The sequence below is a fragment of the Streptomyces sp. NPDC093591 genome, from assembly GCF_044764885.1.
In the GTDB taxonomy this organism is placed as follows: Bacteria; Actinomycetota; Actinomycetes; order Streptomycetales; family Streptomycetaceae; genus Streptomyces.
The window spans coordinates 381,239-399,977 of record NZ_JBIWIY010000001.1 but is presented as its reverse complement, the minus strand read 5'-3'; the positions used below and the strand labels follow the sequence as shown (position 1 = coordinate 399,977).

Below are 18,739 nucleotides of genomic sequence, written 5' to 3'. Positions count from 1 at the left end.
GAACAGCTGGAACCGGCCTGCCGGGTGGCGGAAGTCCACAGCGGCCGCACCGTCGCGCGCCTGGCCGGACGTACTGAGCAACTCGGACGGGCCCCGCGTCGCGAAATCGGCCCGGAGAGGGCTCCTGGCACCGGTGTCCTGTCGGGATCTGAGCCCGGAGGGGGCTCAGACCCCGGGCGCGGGGTTCATCCGGCGGTCAGAGCGGTCCACTTCTGGTTGGAGCCGCCGTTGCAGTCCCACAGCACGAGCGGTGTGCCGTCGGTCGTGGAGGAGCCCGGAACATCGAGGCAGCGGCCGGAGGCGGGGTTGCGGTAGCCGCCGTTGTAGGGCTGCCAGACCTGGTTGGAGCCACCGTGGCAGGACCAGATCTGCACCTTGGTGCCGTTGGCGGTATTGCCGCCGGCGGCGTCGAGGCACTTGCCCACGGAGCGCAGGGTGCCGTCGGTGTAGAGCGACCAGAGCTGGTTGGCACTGCCGCTGCAACCCCAGGTCTGGACGGCGGTCCCGTCGACGGTGCCGGCGCCGTTGACATCCATGCACTTGCCGGCGATGCCGGACTGCACGGGGGCGGGGGCTGGGGCGGGGTTCTTCAGCCACCCGGCGCTGTCCGCGGCCTGGACACCGCGGTGGAAGGCGTCGGCCATCTTCTGAGTGGGCGGTTCGTGAGGTGATGTCTGTTCCGGCTGAGGTTGGAGCAAGGCCGCTGGTGGAGGTTCCGTCGGTTATTGCTTCCTGGCGAAGTTGCCGGTGTCGGCCTCGGTGAGGATCCCGAGTTTGACCAGGCGTTTCAGCTTGGCGCGGGTGCCTTCGACGTTCTTCGGCAGCACTTCGTGGCCGAGGGCTTCGCAGACGTCCTTGGCCCGTAGCGGTCCGGTCGCGTGGTTGAAGGCGGCGAGGATGCGGGGTAGTCCGGGTGCTCGGGCAGGTCCGGCGCGACGGCAGGGAGCCGGTCGGCGAGGCCGGTGACGGTTGTGCGGGTGATCGCGAGGTGCTCCAGACGCATCTCGGCCTCCCGCAACCGGGTCTGCAGGTCGTCGATCTGTGCACGAAGGTCGTCGGCCAGGGCCCGGGCGGCATCTGCCTGGAGGTCCAGGGCGTCGAGCAGGGGCTGGATGTTCACGCTGCCGCCGCCTGCGCCTCGCGCCAGGTGGGGGCGTTCGCGCCGGTGAGGCGCCGGGTCATGGCGTGGGTCATCGCCCAGTAGACGCGGGAGGCGGAGGACGAGGGGCGGTGCTCGTAGTCGCGGACCAGGCGCCGGTGCAGTATCAGGATCCCGTAGGTCTGCTCGACCCTCCACCGCTTCGGCTGCGGCACGAACCCCTTGACCTGCAGGTTGCGTTCGACGATCTCGACGTCGATCCCCAGACCGGCGCCGTGCGCGACGACCTGGTTCTTGAAGCCCTGATCGACCAGGGCTTTGCGGACGGTTGTGCCGGCGTGCTCGGCGACCTGGTCCAGCAGCATGATGCCCGCGGCGTTGTCGTGGGTGTTCGCGGCGAGGACGACGACCGCGATGACCAGGCCGAGGACGTCCACGGCAAGACCCCGCTCGCGGCCTGGCACCCGCTTGGCCGGATCGTGGCCGCTCGTGGAGGCGGGGGCCCCGGCGGCCACGTGGACACTCTGGGTGTCCAGCACCACCAGGGTCGGGTCCTCTAATCGTCGGGCCCTCTCCCGGACCTGGCAGCGCAGGAGTTCATGGATGACCTGGTCGGTCCCGTCGTCCCGCCAGGCGGCGAAGTAGTAGTACGTCGCGCTCTTCTGTGGCAGGTCGTGCGGGAGACAGGCCCACTGGCAGCCGGTCCGCCCCTGGCCGAGGATCGCGTTAACGATCTCCCGCATGTCGTAGGCGCCCTGGTGGCCGCTGACAGAGCGGTGTCGGTTCTTCCACGCGGTGATCACCGGCTCGATCAACGACCACTGCTCGTCCGATAAGTCACTCGGGTACGGCTTGCGTTCACTCAACCGGTCACATCACCAGATCAACAACCGCGGACCGGCAGATTCCGCCCCGCCGCCACACCATCAGGCGACAGCAGATCACCTCAAAGACTCACGAACCGCCCACTCAGCAGGTGTGCACCCGTCCCACTACGCCGGAGGAACCACCTCCAGCAGGGGAACTTGATTTGCCGTCAGGCCGTACTCCACAGAAAGCGGCCTACTACAGGGCGGCGGCCGCCGCCCTGGCCTCCCGTTCTGCACGTTCCGTCTCGGCCCGGCGCAGGGACAGCGGCCTCAATAGCTGCGAACTGGCGGCAGCGTTGGGCGCGGAATCGCCTCGATCGGGGCCAGCGCACCGTCCGGCCTCCCCTACGCTCGTGGACCCGCGTCGTCGAGTGGGGCGCCGACGCTCAACTCCCGGCTCGGACAGACCCCTCAGCCCTGATCCACCCCCTGCGTCGGCCGTCTTCGAGAACTGCCGAATCCATAGCTCTCAGGGCAGGCAGCGGCAACCACCGGATTCCCATCAAAGCGAATGAAACGGGTGACCCAAGGTGTACACCTGGGGCACCCATTTACTTCTATTCAGATTCAGAGACCCGAGAACTCCGGAACCTTTTCCGGGTTCCCGTAGGTTAGAACGCGACGCAACCCAGCACGCATTCTCTCCAAGTCCACCTCAGGTGCAATGTTCAGCTCGATCTCCGAAGCAGGAAGATCGAGCTCTTCGACCGCCTCAGAGTTGAATTGGAAGCTGATCCCTTGCGAAGAGAGGGAAACCTTCTCCAACCCCCCGTAGTGCACGCCCCCCGTCTCGTTAAGAATGCAATAGCTGTCCAGGCCGAGCCTGCGGGATTGCTCGTCAGGCGCTTCCAGCCCGGCCTGAAAGATGAAATGCCCGCTTTCTCCGTACCGATCTTCAGCGAGGCCTACGATGAAGCAGGAATCGGGGACATTCTCCTCGGAGGTGACGACTCTGACGAGCCAGTCAAGACGACTCATATCCTCTCACCCACCGGCGCTCGCGGTTAAACGAAACTACATGGGCCAACTAATCCAGCACTCTCAGTTCGACTGAAAACCGGTCGCTAAGTCATACGCGAACTCCCGCTGCACGAAGGATGGCACGCCCCTCTGCCACCAGCGCGTCTCGTCCGGCCAAATGACCAGACCGTCGCAAAGGAGCGTGCGAAATCTGGCGTCGCCGCACTTGACCTCAGCGGCGAACAACAGCGCATTCGCCCCCGGATTCCGCTCAGTGAGGGAAATCCACATCCATTACTCTCAGGGCTTCCCTCGCTGTAGCCACCACTGTGTCCCACGGCTGCGATTGGATAATTTCACGATCACTCTCAGCAGTAGACGTAATGGCGCGATCGACAGCAGCATTCAGGTCCTTCATGACGCTCACTTCTCTTTCGTCACGGAGGATGAAACCCACCCTGCCCGTAGGATCGTCCAAGACTCCGGTGTCGTCGAAGAAGTCCAGCATGTCATCCATGGCCGAGTCTCCGGCCGACGTCCAGTTCCCTTCCTGCCAGCCTCTGTCACTCAGCTTCACGAGCCATTCGATCAACTGGGCACGCAGCCAGGGTGTTTGCAGGAGTACATCGTCAGGGGGCATTCCAGTTCCTCCAGGTCAGCCACTCGCTCATCGGTACGTGAGCTTCGACTGGGTAGTCCTGAATTCTTGCTCCGGGCGGCAGTAGCAAACCACCTCGCCCTACGATCCTGCCACCTGAGTTGATCACGACATGATCGACCTGCTGAGTGGCATGCGCCGAGTTCGGGTCTCCCCTGTCGATCCGGACGCTGTCCTGGCCCTTAGGGGCGCGCCAGACGAAGCCGGGCTTGTCCAGATCCTTCCTATATTTCTTGGTCATGTTGGGACCGCTCCACCCGCCGGGGATCTTCCCGCTGCCATTGGGAAACCAACCCGGACCCGAGACCTGGGACGGCCTTGGCTTCTTCATGCCGTTGTGCGCGAAGATTGCTGCCAGCGCTGAGGGCACTTGATATTCGTCACTGGTGATGTCGTAGCCGTGCTCGGCGACCCACTTGTCGAACTGGGTGCCGTAGTCACAGCCTGGATTCCCCGGGCCTCCGCCCCAGCAGTCTTCGTCCCAGATCCAGCCCGCGTACTCGACGGCGTGCGGGACGTTGCTGATGGCGCCGTAGAAGACCTCTCCTACACTTCGGCAGGTGCTGGAAAGGAAGCCCCAGTCCTTGCAGCTGTCGTCGACGTGGTAGGCCTTTTGCGAGGAGCTGCCGTCGCCGCCGCTGGAGCCGACGTTCCCCCCACCGTGCCCATTACCGCTGCTGTTGCCTGCGGTCCCTCCTGTGTACTCCGGGCAGTTCGGGTTGAGGAGGCTCGGGCATGCAACTACGGGTTTCGCGGCTTCGTTTGGCCTGCCGTTCCCGGGAGTTCCGTCGGGACGTGTCGGACAGCCGGGTTCACCTGGGCCACCGCACACTAGGCCCATGCCGCTCGGGTCCGCGTTACTCACCGGGTTCTGCGCGCCGTAGCTGTATCCATTGAGGGTCTGCGGGATGTCACTCTGCAGAAGCGGGTCGACACTGATGAACTGGGCGATGGCAGGGTCGTATTGGCGTGCGCCAATGTGGGTGAGGCCAGTGTCGGTGTCGGCGGTTTTGCCGAGGAATCCCTTGTCGTCCGGCCAGTTCGTCGCGCCGCTGGCCCGGTTGGAGCCGAAGGGGGTCAGATACCGCTTGGTCAGGGTCTGGTCGTCGGATGTGATCGCCGTCGTGCTGGTGCCGTGCTGGTCACCGGCGAGGAACGTGATCTTCTTCGTACCGGACTGGTTGCTGCACAGGGCGATGGTGGAGCCGGCGTGGGTGTAGTAGCGGCTGGCCCATGTCTTGCCCGCTTGGAGGTGTACCTCTGTGGCGCCGAGGTACAGGACGGTCTCCCCGCCGCTGGAGGTGTTGCGGCGGATGAGCAGGTTGCCGTCGGCTCCGTAGATGTAGTCCGTGGAACGGGCCGCGCCGCCAGGGTCCTCGGTCAGGCGGGAGAGCCTGCCTTCGCTGTCCCACTCGAGCTTCTGTGTGGTGCTGCCGTCCGGGCGCTTGGTGGTGTTGCCGTCTGCATCGTATGTGTACTGGGCAGTGGCGCCCGTGCAGGAACCGGTGGTCGTGGAGAGAAGGGTGTGGGGCTGAGTGGTACCCCCCTTGTAGCAGTAGGTGGTGGTCTCCGAGTTGCTGCTGTCGTGGGTGGTTTCCGTCGCCCGCTGGCCGCTCGCACCGTAGGTGTAACTCGACCAGTAGGGGGCGGCGCCGCCGAGGTTCGTGGCGGTGCGTCCGGTGTCCTTGCAGTCTCCGTCTGCCGGCGTCCATGCTTCGGTCATTCGCTGGTAGCCGTCGAAGGCGAAGCACTGGCTGTCGGCTTTACCGGTGCCGGCGAGCGTGGTGGTGTCGGAGATCTTGGTGACGTTGCCGGCGTCGTCGTAGGTGTAGTGCAGGTTCAGCGCGTCGTATGCGTGCGTCTGTGCGTGCACCTGGGTCTGCAGAAGGCGGCTGGTGCCATCCTCATAGCCGTAGGCGATATCGACCTTGTTCGTGCCGGTCGCCTCGGAGGCACCGAGCCGGAGCGTCGAGACCTGCCCCAGGTCTGTATAGGCGGTGTCCAGGACGATGCCCTTACCGCCGGCAGTGAGGGTGGTGGGCAGGCCCCGGTTCGAGTAGTCGTACTCGACGATCTCCGAGGCGAGACCGCCGGCTGCGGGCTCGGTGGTCTGCTCCAGAGTGCCGTCGATCTTGTAGTGGGCGGAGAAGTCCACCACATTCGATGCGAGTGCACCCGCGGTCACCAGCGCCTCGTCGGACGGGAGGGTGAGCCTGGACCCGGTGACGTTGTAGCGGCTGTCGTATTCCGTGACGCTCTGGGTGTACGCCTTGCCCCCGACCCCGGCTCCCCCCACGTACCGCGTGGAGGCGGCGAGTTTGCCTTTTCCGGAGGGGACGGTGTCGTACGTGCGCTGCGTGAGTTTGTTGGTGTCCGCTTTCTGCGCCGCGAGCACGGTGGGATTCGTCAGGTCCGCGTCGGCGGCCGACTTCCAGGTGTCGGTGAGCCTGCCGAGCACGTCGTAGGCGGAGATGACCGCCTGCCCGGTCGATGCCTTGGTCCAGGCAACCTGGTCGAGTGTCGTGTATCCGGTGGTCGTGGTGCCCTTGTCCGGGTCGGTCGCTGAGACCTGACGGCCGTGCAGGTCGTAGCCGTACGACCAGACGGCGCCGTCCGGGCCAGTGATCGACTTCTGCCGGCCGCCAGGCGTGTGGGCGAACCGGGTCTTTGTGTACTCAGCGCCCACCCCACCTCCGTACTCACTGTCGGCGGGTGAAGTGCTGGCGTACTGGCGCGTCTCGACGGTGCGGCCGAGAGCGTCGGTGATGGTCCGGGACGCCGAGCCGCCGGTGACGGCGCTGGTGGCGACGGAATCGCCGGTGTAGGTGGTTGTGGTCTGCCACTTCTGCACCCCGCCGACCAGGAACGTCGTCGTCGTCGGGCGTCCGGCGTCGTCGTACCCGGTCTTGGTCAGGCTGGGTGCTTCCCCGTACTCGGCCTGCGCGTAGGTCGCGGACGGCTCGGCGGTGTCGAAGATGTCGGCATAGGCCTCAATGGCCAAGCCCCGGCTGTCGTAGCGGGTGTCGGTCAGGATCCGGCCGCTTGTGGCGCCGGGTGTCTGCGTCTGGAGGGTGCGCAGGAGGGAGTCGTAGATGGTGTAGGAGGTGGAGTAGGTGCTGCCGTCCGCCTTCAGGGTGCCTGTGGAGGTCCAGGACCTGTTGGTGTTGGAGATGGAGTAGCCGAAGACGTAGCTGGCGCTCTGTCCGCCGGAGCGGCTGCGGTTGGGCAGCCACACCGAGGTCGTACGGCCCAGGGCGTCGTAGGCCGACTCCGTGATCCGGTTGTTCGGGTCGAAGGTCTTGGTTGTCTGGCCCCGCGCCGGATCGATATAGGCGTAGGTGCTGTAGGACTTTGCGTCCTTGGTCTGGGTGCGAGTGAGAGGGCCGGTGTCGGCGGGGGTGTAGGTGACGGTCGTCGGGTTGCCGGCGGGGTCCGTCGTGGTGCGGGGCCGGCCCAGCGTGTCGTACGTGATGCGGCTGACGGTCTGCCAGGACGAAGGGGCGCGCTCCCCTCCGGACACGGTGGCGGGGTAGGCGGAGGCGCGGCCGTTCCAGGTCTCGTCGCCCTTGGTGGGGGTCTGTGACACCGTCCACGCCGTGGCGCTCGTGTTGTCGTAGACAGTGGCGGTGTCCGAGACGACGTCACCGGAGGTCGCCGTGTTCGAGGGCAGCGACAGGTCTGCCTCGGTGACTGAGCAGGCTTTGCCCACCGTGCGGGTGCGCGAGGTGAGGGAGTTGATGCCGAGGTCGTCGTTGCGGGCGTACCAGGTGCGGGTGCAGGTTTCGTCGCCGGTCTTGGCGGTGTCGCCCGTGTTGTCGGTCCTGACGGCCATGCCGTAGTCGTCGTACGTGGTGGCGCTGGCCGTGGAGCGCCAGGACTGTGCGGTCGTCAGGTAGGTGTGCGTGGTGGTTTTGCCGGTGCGGACGTAGTACGCCTCGGTGTCGGCATACGACTTGTGCTGGGTGGCTGTCTTCTTCGACCAGGGGTCGTTGACGGTGACCGAGAGGGGGGCCGTGCCGTTGTAAGTGATCTCCTGGCGCAGGAAGCCGGAGAACTGCTCGCTGTCCGTCTGGTCGGGCACGTCCAGGCCAGTGAGGTCTTTACCCGGCACTGTTGAGCTGCGGCGGGCGGCGGGATCCAGGGTGCCGTCAGCCTTCAGGAGTCGGTCGCCGTTCATGCCCTGGAGATAGATCGAGGTCTTCTTCGAAAGGTCGGTGCCAGAGCCCTGGGTGAAGGTGACGGTGCGGAAGCCGCGCCAGATCGACCAGGTGCGTTCCTCAGCCGGGGTGAAGGGGGAGTCGTTGTAGTGCCAGGCCGGGTCGGCGTAGGTGTAGTGGCTCTCCATCGTGGCGCTGTGGCCGGTGGGGTCGCTCGTGACCACGTCTGTGACGCGGTATTTGTGGAACCAGTCGATGGAGGCTTCCTCGGCCCCGTTGATGTGCCAGTACTGCGGGTAACAGGACTTGGTGTTCTGGTCCTCCGCCACCGGCATGGCGCTGCCCCGTACGCATTCCTGGTCCGAGAGCGTCACGTCGGTTATGGCGCCGGTTTCCGAGGTGACGGTGCGAATGCGTGGCTTGTTCAGCGGCAGGATGTTGTCCCGGTCGCCGTCCACGCGATTGGGCCGCATGTCATAGACGAAGGTGACCGGGTTCAGGCTGATCGCGGTGCCGTTCTTCCCGGTGCGCTTGACGTTCTTGAGCGTCAAGGTCTGGTCGGTGGTGTCACCGATGTCTCCGCCGTCCAGGTACTCCTGGGTCAGCTCCCATGTGTCCACCGCCGTGAACGCACTCGTGCCGGCGGACCAGACATACGTGTCGGTCTTCGTCAGCCGCTTGCGGGTGAAGAACGACGGTCCGGTCGCGGAGCAGTCGGCGCCCGACGCGCAGATCGAGTCGAAGGGGACGTCAGGCCACTTCGAAGCCGTTGAGTCCGTCAGCTCGGAGCAGTCCGAGGCGGTGCAGCGTTCGGCGTACGCGAACTCGACCTTGCCCGACGTCACACCGGTGAACAGGGAACCTGCGCGCTGCCCGTAGAGAATCTTGGTCAGGTAGCCGCCCCGGGTGTAGGAGGCGGTGGCGGTGCTCGCGCCGTTCTTGGCGTAGGAGTTGGTCTCCTTGGTGTACCAGTAGGACATGGCGTTGCTGTGGGTGTCCTCGACGTAGTCGAGGTTCCAGCGCCAGGCCTGGGTCTTGGCACGGCCGGAGAACGACGATCCGCTGCTGTACCCCGGCTCCTTGTCGTCATCGCCGAAGACCGGGACGGTCCACACGGAGTTGGTACGGTCGCCGGCGCCCGCGCCGTCGAGTTCGTTGAGGCCGAAGACGTACCGGGTGCCGTCGCCCGTGGTGACGGTCCAGTACTCACCCTTGCCGTCTCCCTGACCGTCGACAATGTCATCACCATCGTCGCCGTTGTCGGCGCCCGTCGAGTGCGTGACGGTGGAGGCGTCGTCGTTCTTCAGGCGCCACTTGCCCGTGGTGTCGTCCTTGACGAGTTCGGAGGACTTGCCGTTCAGGACGAGGCTGGCGTTGTCGAACTTCCAGCACAGATCGAACTTGTCCGTCTGCCCATCCTCGTCGCAGGAGCCATAGGTGCGCTCGATGTACGAGTTCGCGGAGGAGTTGAAGCCCTCGCCGATCTGTGTGGACTGGTTGTTCGTGGATGCCGTCTTCCCGTCGACCGAACTGGAGTCGTAGCTCAGGGACAGCGACGGAGACGGGCCAGGCGCCGGAGGAACCTGCATGGGGTAGGACCAGGTGAACGCGCCGGACGAGCCTCCGGCCGCCCAGGTGGCCGACGGAGACAACTCAGTCGCGGCGTACGTGCCCGCGCCGGAGGCGGATTTAGCCTGGGTGGCCGGGCCCGCCTCGCGGACCCGGCCCACGATCTCGTGACCTTCACTCGGCGGGGCTGGACGTGATGACCGAAGAGCCGCGTACGGACCCGTCCCACCCCCTGCTCAACGAGCCGAACCTGGTGGTGCTGCCGCACTTGGGTTCGGCGACCGAGGCGACCCGCGCGGCCATGGTGGAACTCGCCGCCTGCAACATCGACGCCGTTCTGGACGGCCACCCAGCACTCACGCCCCTTCCTGGCACTCCGAGCCTGCCCGGCCGATACGTCTCATAGGCGTTTGTCAGCACTCTCGGCACTCCAGGCTCGGCACGCCTGCGGGGCGGGGGGAACCCGGCGCGGATGCCGGGCCCCGCCCCCTTTCGGGTCAGTTGATACGGACGAACTTCCAGAGCTGGTCGTCAACGCTCAGGCTGTTCCACTGGACGACGGCGGCGCCGTCGGCGGTGGAGGACTGGGCGACGAGGGTGATGTTGACGTTCCGGAGCCGCTAGTAGCCGTTGCCCGCGTCGATCAGAGTCCACTTCTGGGAGTCGGCGCTGGAGACGGCGTTCTGGACGATGACCGCGCCTGCCGCGCCGGAGGAGTTGCGGATGTCGTGGTTGAGATTGCTGTTTCCACACCCCACGGAGCTGAGTCGCCCGCTGCGGGTAATAACGCCCTTCCGCTCAATGGCCCATCGGGTGAGGGCCACCCCCGCGAGACGGGCGGCCGCGGACAGGCTGATGCTCTGGAGCTTCATGATCAACCAGGCCTTGACCGGCCTGGCGGCCTTCTTATGAACGACGACGGTCCGGACAGTCACTGAGTCGGCGTCATCGGGGTGCAATTCAACCCAGTCTCGGCATTCGGCCTCGTGGAGATCGCAGCCAGCGCCGAGGAGTTCGTCACCGACGTGCCCGAAAGCAGGTCACCGCTCGGCTCGGCCGGGCCGTGGTGGGTCCGCGCCCCTATTCGCGCAACGGCTGTCGCCAGTCAGCCACCAAATGTCCAAGTTCAACGCAGCGTAGTCAGCACCAAGTCAGCACGGGAGCGACGAAGACGGGTGATGACGTGGACTTTTAGTCAGCACCAAACCAGCACGGGAGTCAGCACGGCACCGTCAAATCACCCCTAACTACGCGTCCCGGACAGCGCCGTGTTTCGCCCCTCTCCGGGCCTCTGAGCCGACGCTCCACGAGCCAGCATGGTGGCCGAACGCATAGCCATGTCCCGAACTATGTTGTCCCACTACATGTGCGCCTGACCTGCAGGTTTCTACGGTATCCCGACACGTAACCGTCCCCACCGCACACGAGGAAGTGGCGAACATGGCCTCCGCAGCAACCGCTCCACCACCGCCCGGGAACCTCAAACGCATCGTCGCCGCCAGCCTCATAGGCACCACCATCGAGTGGTACGACTTCTTCCTCTACGGCTCCGCCGCAGCCCTCGTCTTCAACAAGCTGTTCTTCCCTGACTCCGACCCGCTCGTCGGCACACTGCTGTCCTTCCTGACGTACGCCGTCGGATTCGCCGCCCGGCCACTGGGTGCCCTCGTCTTCGGGCACTACGGTGACCGTCTCGGCCGCAAGAAACTGCTGGTGCTGAGTCTGCTGCTGATGGGTGGGGCGACCTTCGCGATCGGGCTGCTGCCCACGCACGCGACCGTCGGGTCCGCCGCGCCCGTGCTGTTGACCGTGCTGCGCCTGGTGCAGGGATTCGCGCTGGGTGGCGAGTGGGGCGGGGCCGTGCTGCTGGTGTCCGAGCACGGGGACGCCCGGCGGCGCGGCTTCTGGGCATCATGGCCGCAGACCGGTGCGCCGGCCGGCCAGTTGCTGGCGACCGGCGTGCTGTCCTTGCTGACGGCCCTGCTGTCGGACAGCGCCTTCAACACGTGGGGATGGCGGATACCGTTCCTGCTCTCCGGCGTCCTGGTGATCGTCGGCTTGTGGATTCGTCTGTCCGTCGATGAATCGCCCGTCTTCAAGCAGGCGTTGGCACAGGCCGAGGCGCGCAAGGCCGTGCACGAGGCCGCGGCCGAGAAGCTGCCGCTGGTCGCCGTGCTGCGGCACCACTGGCGGGACGTGCTGGTGGCGATGGGCGCGCGCATGGCGGAGAACATCAGCTACTACGTCATCACCGCGTTCATCCTCGTCTACGCCACCACCTCGGCCGGCGTCTCCAAGCAGACCGCCCTCAATGCCGTACTCATCGCCTCAGCCGTGCACTTCGCCGTCATTCCGGCCTGGGGTGCGTTGTCGGACCGGATCGGCCGCCGTCCCGTCTACCTGCTGGGCGCCGTCGGCGTCGGCCTGTGGATGTTCCCGTTCTTCTCACTCATCGACACCGGCGGCTTCGGCAACCTGATCCTCGCCGTGACCGTGGGCCTTGTCCTGCACGGCGCCATGTACGCGCCCCAAGCCGCCTTCTTCTCCGAGATGTTCGCGACCCGCATGCGCTACTCCGGTGCCTCCATCGGCGCCCAGTTCGCCTCGGTCGCGGCGGGCGCGCCCGCACCGCTCATCGCCACCGCGCTGCTGTCCGACTACGGCAGTTCTACTCCCATCGCCCTGTACGTCATCGCCGCGGCCCTCTTGACGGTGATCGCGGTGGGCGCCGCCAAGGAGACCCGCCACCGGGATCTGGCCGACATCGAGTCCTCCGCCGACGCGGAGAACACAACGGCGAGGGCGGCGGACGCGCGCACCGTCTGACCCCTGACCCTCGCGGCCAACCCCCGCAACCGGCCCCTGTACGCCCGTGCGTACGGGGGTCACTGCTGTCTAGGTGCCGACAACCGGTGCAGACGGAGGGCCAGTTGGATCTCCAGCGTGCGGGCGGGGCTCTGCCAGTCGTCGCCGAGGAGGCGGCCGACGCGCTCCAGGCGCTGGGCGACCGTGTTCACATGGACGTGCAGTTCGTCCTTGGTTCGGGCCGGGCTCATCCCGCAGGAGAAGTACGCGTCGAGGGTGCGCAGAAGGTCGGTGCCGCGCCGTTCGTCGTACGCGACGACCTGGCCGATCGTACGGTCGACGAAGCCCGCGATGTCCCGGTCCCCGGCGAGCAGCAGTCCCAGGAACCCGAAGTCCTCGGCGGCGGCGCCGTCTCCCGAGCGGCCGAGCAGCCGCAGGGCTTCGAGGCAACGCCGGCCCTCCTCGTAGGCGGCGGCCACGGCGTCGGGGTGTGCGGCCAGGTCCTCGATCGGAGCGGAAGCACCGACGGTGACCGCCTCGTGGACGGCCGTGCCGAGATGTCGGGCGGTGCGGCGGGCCAGGGCGGTGGCGGTGTCCCCGGCTTGGAGGGGCAGGAGCAGAACCGTGCCGCCGTCGCGGGCGGCGGCGAGGCCCTGCCGGGTCGCGGCGAGGTGGGACGCGGCGGACCACAGGCGTCTGCGGGCGGCCGCCTCCTGGTCGGCGTCGGCCGCGACGGCGTCGAGGCGGGCAGCGAGCACGACGTGTCCTGCGTCGAGGTCGGCGTCCAGCCGTGCCGCCCGCTCGCGCAGCAGTCGCGGGTCACGGTCGCGGGCGTCGAGCAGGTCGTCCAACAGCTCGCCCCGGACGCGCTGTTCGGCTTCGGCGGCGGAGCGCCGTGCGAGGAGCAGGAGCGAGGTGACCATCGCGGCCCGCTCCAGGGTGCGCTGGTCGACGGGGTCGAGGCCGGGGTGACCACGCAGGACCAGCGCGCCGAGCAGTTCGCCGCCCGCGGCCACCGCGGCGATCCAGTCGTCATCGTGCCGTACCGCGTGGCCTTCGGCGCGGGATGCCTCCAGTGCCCTGGCCGGTGCGGCGGTGGCTTCCGCGAACTCGACCGTCCCGTCGAGGACTTCGGAGACCGCGGCGGCCACGTCGTGCACCCCGCCGCCGCGCAGCACGAGTTGGGCGAGCCGGTCGTGCACGTCCGAAGCCCGTTCGATGACTCCACTGCGGTCCCGGATGATCTCGTTGGCCAGCTCCAGGTCGGCGAGGGCCGAGCGGGTCTCGCTGAGCAGGTTCGCGGTGTCGATGGCGGCCGCGGCAAGGGCGGCGAAGGAGCCGAGCAGCGCGATCTGCTCCCGTTCGAAGACCCGGGCGCGTCGGTCGGCTGCGAAGAGGACGCCGATCACGTGGTGCCCCAGCATCAGAGGCACTCCGAGGATGGCCACCAGCCCCTCGTCGCGCACGCCGGCGTCGATGGTGAGGGTGTGCTGGAAGCGGTCGTCCTTGAAGTAGTCGTCGGTGACATAGGGACGGGCGGTCTGCGCAACCAGTCCGCCGAGGCCCTCGCCCATGCCGAGCCGCAACTGCTGGAACCGGGCGGCGACCGAACCTTCGGTCACCCTCATATAGGTGTCGCCCCTGGCCGGGTCGTTCAGGCTGAGATAGGCGACGTCCGTGCCCAGCAGCGACCGGGCGCGCTGCACGATCGCCTGCAGTACGGCGTCCAGGTCCCGCAGACCCGCCAGGTCGTGCGCGGTCTCGAAGAGGGCCGACAGCTCGGCCTCGCGCCTGCGCCGCCCCTCCAGCTCGGAGCGCACGCGCAGCGCGAGAAGCTTGGCCTGTTCGAGGGCGACGATCCACTCGGTCGGTCTGCTCTCGGCGCGGGCGAGCAGCACCGGCTGCTCGTAGGCGTCGGCGGACGCACCCCTGGCCAGCAGCTCGAGAAATGGCGTCTCGGCGCTGTTCAGGGGAGCTCCGGCAGCGGCGGAACGCGAGGTGGACTGCACGTGATCGCGGGACATGCTCACAGGATTGCTCATCGCACCGCCGCCCCGTCAGGCCTGTGGATAACTCGGAATTCCGTCCGCGCGCCCCGCTCAGTGCGCGGTCCAGCCACCGTCGAGCACAAGCGACGTACCGGTCACGAAGGATGCCGACGGGCTGCACAGGTACGCCACGGCCTCCGCGACCTCCTCCGGTTCGATGAGCCGCTTGACCGCGCTGTCCTGCAGCAGCACCTCGGACACCACTCGTTCCTCGGGGACACCGTGCGCCCGGGCCTGGTCGGCGATCTGCTTCTCCACCAGTGGCGTGCGCACATAGGCGGGGTTCACACAGTTCGAGGTGACGCCATGGGGTGCGCCCTCCAAGGCGGCGGTCTTGGAGAGGCCCTCCAGACCATGTTTGGCGGCAACATAGGCCGACTTGAAGGCCGATGCGCGCAGCCCATGGACCGAGGACACATTGACGATCCGGCCCCAGCCCTGCCCGTACATATGGGGCAGGGCACCACGGATGAGCCGGAACGGCGCCTCCAGCATCACGGTGAGCACCGTGTGGAAGACCTCGGCCGGGAACTCCTCGATGGGGCGCACCAGTTGCAGTCCGGCGTTGTTGACGAGGATGTCGGTGCCCGCGGCGGCGAGTTCGGCCGCGTCCAGGTCGGTGAGGTCGAGGACGTGCGGTTCGACCGTGCCCGGGAGGCCCCGTGTCCGCTCGGCGAGGGCCTCCAGACCCGCGGCGTCCCGGTCGACCGCTCTCACCTTGGCCCCCGCGGCCGCGAGCCGCAGCGCACAGGCGCGGCCGATGCCACCGGCCGCGCCCGTGACGAGGGCGGTGCGGCCACCGAGGTCGAGCGGCGAGGGCAGGGGCGAGCCATGAGCCGGGAGGGTGCTGCCTGGGGTCATGGCACGACCCTAGGCAGCACCCTCGCCAGGCCACATATGGTCACAGCACATACTTCAGTCCGAGCTCATAGGCTCGAACCATGTGGGTTCATCGGACAGGGCCTGCTTGATCCGGAACAGCTGGCGTTCGTCCATCACAGGCAGCGCGTCCACCTCGAACCAGCCGACCTGCAGCGATTCGTCGTCGTTCACCCGTGCCTCGCCACCCACGGCCCGGCAGCGGAAGGTGATGTCCATGTACTGGCACGTGTCGCCGTTGGGATAGGTGACCTCGTTCCCGGATCGGACGAGGACGACGCGCTCGGCGACACACCGGACACCCGTCTCCTCGTACACCTCCCGCACGGCGGCCGTCGCGGGCTGCTCACCGGGGTCCGGGATGCCGTTGATCACCGTCCACTTGCGGTTGTCCGCGCGCTGCCCCAGCAGGACCCGCCCCTCGTCGTCGAAGACGACGGCGCTGACCCCGGGAAGCCACAGCAACTGATGACCGGCGGAGGCACGGATCGTACGAATGAAGTCAGGAGTAGCCATGACCCCGACCCTAGCGGGCCGTTGACCGCGCCCCCGGCGAGTTCCGGGGGCCTGCGCCAGGCCTGCAACCGGCCTGCAACCGGCGTACGACTACACGTCAGCGGCGCGTCGCGCGCGCATCCCGGCACCGATCGCCCAGCCGAGCCCGCCCGCGGCGACCAGCACCAGGCCGATCTCCGGGACGATGCCGAGCCGGGTGGCGGGCGTCTCGCTGGAGCGCAGCGGCACCTTCTGGACCAGCGAGTCGGCCACGAACATGCCCGTCCTCTGCGTGATCGTCCCGTCCGGCATGATGATCGCGCTGACGCCGCTGGTCACCGGGACCGTGACGGTCCGGCTGTGCTCGACGGCGCGGACGCGGGACATGGCGAGCTGCTGGTAGGTCATCTCGCTGCGGTCGAAGGTCGCGTTGTTGCTCGGCACGGAGATCATCTGCGCGCCGTCGGTGACCTCCGAGCGCACGGTCCAGTCGAAGGCCGCCTCGTAGCAGGTGACGAGGCCGACCTTGGCGCCGTCCATGGTGAACACGCCCGGCTTGCTGCCCCGGCTGAAGTCCTGGCGGACCATGGACGTCCAGGTCTCGTTGATCGCCCCGACGAGCGAGCGCAGCGGCAGGTACTCGCCGAACGGCTGGATCTGCCGCTTGTCGTACGTGTCGACGGGCCCCTTGGCCGGGTCCCACAGGATCTGCTCGTTGAACAGCTTGCCGTCCCGCTCGACGACGCCGCCGACGGAGATGGGCACGCCGATCGCCTTGGCGGCCGTGTCGATGACGGCGCGCGCGTCGGCGTTGGCGAAGGGGTCGATGTCGGAGGAGTTCTCGGGCCACAGCACGAAGTCGGGCTGTGCGACCTTGCCCGCCTTGATCTCGGCGGCCAGCCGCTCGGTCTCGCGCGCGTGGTAGTCCAGTACGGCTCGCCGCTGGGCGTTGAAGTCCAGCCCCGCGCGCGGAACGTTGCCCTGGATGACCGCGACGGTCGCGGTGCCGTTCTCGGCCTTGTCGCTGACAAGCGGTCGTGCGGCCACGGCGCCCACCACGGGTACGGCCACGCTCAGCAGGGCGACCGCGGCAGCGGACCGCCGTACGGCTCGTGTCCGCCGCGCCTCGAGGGCCAGGCGTATCACCTCGTACAGACCGAAGCCGCAGAGCACGACCGCGAAGCCGAGCACCGGGGTGCCGCCCACCGCGGCGAGCGGCAGGAAGACGCCGTCGGCCTGGCCGAACGCGATCTTGCCCCAGGGGAAGCCGCTGAACGGCGCACGCGCGCGTGCCGCTTCTCCGGCGATCCACAGCGCCGCCGCCCACACCGGCGAACCCGGCAGCTTCGACACCGCGGCGACTCCCGCGCCCACCAGCGCCACGAAGACCGCCTCGATCGCGGCCAGCGCGAGCCAGGGGCCGGGGCCGACCTCCACTCCGGTCCACACCAGCAGCGGCAGCAGGAAGCCGAGGCCGAAGAGGTAGCCGAGGCCGAGGCCCGCCTTCCAGCTGCGGCCGCGCAGTACCCAGCCGAAGACGGCGAAGGCCGGCAGGGCCAGCCACCACAGGGTGCGCGGCGGGAAGCTGACATAGAGCAGCACTCCGGAGAGCGCCGCGGCGAGGGCCGGAACCAGGCGCACGAGCCGTGCCGCGCGCGAGGCGGGCGCGGTCTGCGGCTGCAGCTGGTCCGACTCGCCCACGGAAGTTGCGGTGACGGTCACTCCGGGAGTGTACGGCGGTTGACCTCGGCGCCGACAGCGCGGTCGGTGGAGGGCAGGGCTCCCACGTGGGCGCATGCGTCCGTCGGGTCCGCGTCCAGGACCACCGCGAGTCCGGCCCCCGGCGGGAGACGCCGCCCGCCGCGGCGCTGTCGGCCCGGGTCCTCCCCGGTGTGCGGACGGCGCCGCCGACCCCGTGGCAGTCAGGCGACGCATCGTTCCTGCACGACACGTCCACAAATCGCCCATCAGCGGTTACGGTATGCCGGAGCTCAGTCGTACCGGCAGGTCAGGTCCGGTCCGTGCGGCGGGGCCCGTCACAGGTCGGGGGACCGGGTTTCGGGGGGCGGGGTGGATGTCACGGGGATGACGTCTGCGGCAGGTCCGGATGAGGACGGCGACAGACGAAACGTTTCTGATGCGGCAGGCGTGGTCGTGCTGGGGGCATGCGCCGCCTGGTCGCTGATCTCGGCTGCCGTGCACGACGGCCGCCCCGAGGGTGTGCTGCTCGCGATCCTCGCCGTGGCCGCCGGCTATGCCGCTGGGCGGATCGGCGGGGCATTGCTGCCGGTCGCCGCGCCCTGCGCCGGAGCGGTGGCCGGAGTGGGTCTGACGCTGGCCGTACCCCACCTCGCCCCCGGGCCGCAGATCGTCGCCCCACTGGGCCATGCCGGGGCCACGGCCGCCGTACTCACCCTCTCCACCGGCGCCGCGTGCTGCGCCGCCTGGACCGCCTCGGCACCCGCGCTGCGACTGGGCCTGCGCGTGCTGGCTGCGGGCATAGCGGTGACGGCCGGTGTCCTCGGCTCGATCTCGGGCTTGGTCACCTGCGCCGCCGTCGTGCTGTGCTCGCTCGCCGCCGGCCACATCCGCCATCGTGGCGTGGGCATCGCGGGACTGGCCCTGACCGCGACCTCCGTCACCGGCCTGACCTTGGCAGTCGCCGGGAACTCGATGCCCGGCGGACTCACCGACTGGCTCGAGGGTCAGCTGACGCCGCACCGGATCCAGCTGTGGCACGACGCCCTGCACCTGGCAGGCCAGGACCCCGCGCTGGGCGTGGGCCCAGGACGTTTCGGGGAACTCAGTACGACGGCCACCGGAACGCTGCTGTCCGACGGCAAGCCGCACTCGGCGCCTCTGCAACAGGCGGCGGAACAGGGCGTGCTCGGCGTCGCCTTGCTGGCGGCGGCCTTCGGCTGGATGTTGTTCGCGCTGTGGCGCACCGCGCGCCCCACCCCGGTCGCACTCACCGCGGGCGCGGCCCTGACGGCGCTGGCGGCCATCGCCGCCGTCGGCAACGCGCTCAGCTTCACCGCCGTGTCGGTGGGCGCGGGTCTGCTGGCCGGGTTGGCCACGGCACGTCCGCTCGCTCATGCATCGCAGGCGCGCGAGATCGACGTACACGCGCGTGGCGAACGGCTGAGCCCATGACCCGGCGCACGGCGAAGGGGCCGGCCCACATGTGTCTCCGAAGCCCC

The 18,739-nt window shown here is 68.2% G+C and carries 12 protein-coding genes and 2 pseudogenes; 3 read left to right on the top strand and 11 right to left on the bottom strand.

Annotated elements, in window-relative coordinates; all coding sequences use genetic code 11:
• Positions 1-185: 185 nt before the first annotated feature.
• The 6 genes and pseudogenes from ACIREI_RS01730 to ACIREI_RS01705 form a co-directional block, all read right to left on the bottom strand.
• Positions 186-653, bottom strand: a pseudogene (locus ACIREI_RS01730) (ricin-type beta-trefoil lectin domain protein); the annotation flags it as partial.
• Between the two features lie 134 nt (positions 654-787).
• Positions 788-1,120 (bottom strand): hypothetical protein, encoded by a 333-nt coding sequence (locus ACIREI_RS01725; RefSeq protein ID WP_403326142.1) that lies wholly within the window; start codon positions 1,118-1,120, stop codon positions 788-790.
• Entirely contained in the window at positions 1,117-1,965 is an 849-nt protein-coding gene (locus tag ACIREI_RS01720; RefSeq protein WP_403326140.1) for an IS5 family transposase, read from the bottom strand. Before ACIREI_RS01720 ends, ACIREI_RS01725 begins: the two co-directional genes overlap by 4 nt.
• A gap of 570 nt (positions 1,966-2,535) precedes the next feature.
• Complete coding sequence (locus ACIREI_RS01715) at positions 2,536-2,946, bottom strand: Imm10 family immunity protein (protein ID WP_403326138.1); 411 nt, start codon at positions 2,944-2,946, stop codon at positions 2,536-2,538.
• Between the two features lie 253 nt (positions 2,947-3,199).
• Positions 3,200-3,568, bottom strand: a complete 369-nt coding sequence (locus tag ACIREI_RS01710; RefSeq protein ID WP_403326136.1) for a hypothetical protein — start codon at positions 3,566-3,568, stop codon at positions 3,200-3,202.
• Positions 3,558-9,473 (bottom strand): RHS repeat domain-containing protein, encoded by a 5,916-nt coding sequence (locus ACIREI_RS01705; protein WP_403326134.1) that lies wholly within the window; start codon positions 9,471-9,473, stop codon positions 3,558-3,560. Before ACIREI_RS01705 ends, ACIREI_RS01710 begins: the two co-directional genes overlap by 11 nt.
• 14 nt (positions 9,474-9,487) lie before the next feature.
• Between ACIREI_RS01705 and ACIREI_RS01700 the strand changes: the two are divergent.
• A pseudogene (locus ACIREI_RS01700) lies at positions 9,488-9,718 on the top strand (D-glycerate dehydrogenase); the annotation flags it as partial.
• A 214-nt stretch (positions 9,719-9,932) separates the two neighbouring features.
• Here the strand turns inward: ACIREI_RS01700 and ACIREI_RS01695 are convergent.
• Positions 9,933-10,247, bottom strand: a complete 315-nt coding sequence (locus ACIREI_RS01695; protein ID WP_403326132.1) for an RICIN domain-containing protein — start codon at positions 10,245-10,247, stop codon at positions 9,933-9,935.
• A 505-nt stretch (positions 10,248-10,752) separates the two neighbouring features.
• Here ACIREI_RS01695 and ACIREI_RS01690 point away from each other — a divergent pair.
• On the top strand, positions 10,753-12,138 hold the full coding sequence (locus ACIREI_RS01690; RefSeq protein WP_403326129.1) for an MFS transporter: 1,386 nt from the start codon (positions 10,753-10,755) through the stop codon (positions 12,136-12,138).
• 59 nt (positions 12,139-12,197) lie between these two features.
• Here the strand turns inward: ACIREI_RS01690 and ACIREI_RS01685 are convergent, their stop codons facing one another.
• The 4 genes from ACIREI_RS01685 to lnt all read right to left on the bottom strand — a co-directional run bounded on the left by ACIREI_RS01685 (position 12,198) and on the right by lnt (position 17,261).
• Positions 12,198-14,141, bottom strand: a complete 1,944-nt coding sequence (locus ACIREI_RS01685) for a helix-turn-helix domain-containing protein (protein WP_403326126.1) — start codon at positions 14,139-14,141, stop codon at positions 12,198-12,200.
• Between the two features lie 75 nt (positions 14,142-14,216).
• Positions 14,217-15,026: a 3-hydroxybutyrate dehydrogenase gene (locus tag ACIREI_RS01680; RefSeq protein ID WP_403326123.1), complete on the bottom strand. Its 810-nt coding sequence runs from the start codon at positions 15,024-15,026 to the stop codon at positions 14,217-14,219.
• A gap of 54 nt (positions 15,027-15,080) precedes the next feature.
• The gene (locus ACIREI_RS01675; RefSeq protein WP_403326121.1) at positions 15,081-15,560 is read right to left on the bottom strand and encodes an NUDIX hydrolase; all 480 of its coding nucleotides are present in this window, start codon (positions 15,558-15,560) and stop codon (positions 15,081-15,083) included.
• Positions 15,561-15,650: 90 nt separating this feature from the next.
• The gene (lnt, locus tag ACIREI_RS01670) at positions 15,651-17,261 is read right to left on the bottom strand and encodes an apolipoprotein N-acyltransferase (protein ID WP_403326119.1); all 1,611 of its coding nucleotides are present in this window, start codon (positions 17,259-17,261) and stop codon (positions 15,651-15,653) included.
• Positions 17,262-17,624: 363 nt separating this feature from the next.
• Between lnt and ACIREI_RS01665 the strand changes: the two genes are divergently transcribed.
• Positions 17,625-18,692, top strand: coding sequence for an O-antigen ligase family protein (locus ACIREI_RS01665; RefSeq protein WP_403326117.1), 1,068 nt, complete (start codon positions 17,625-17,627; stop codon positions 18,690-18,692).
• Positions 18,693-18,739: the final 47 nt, after the last annotated feature.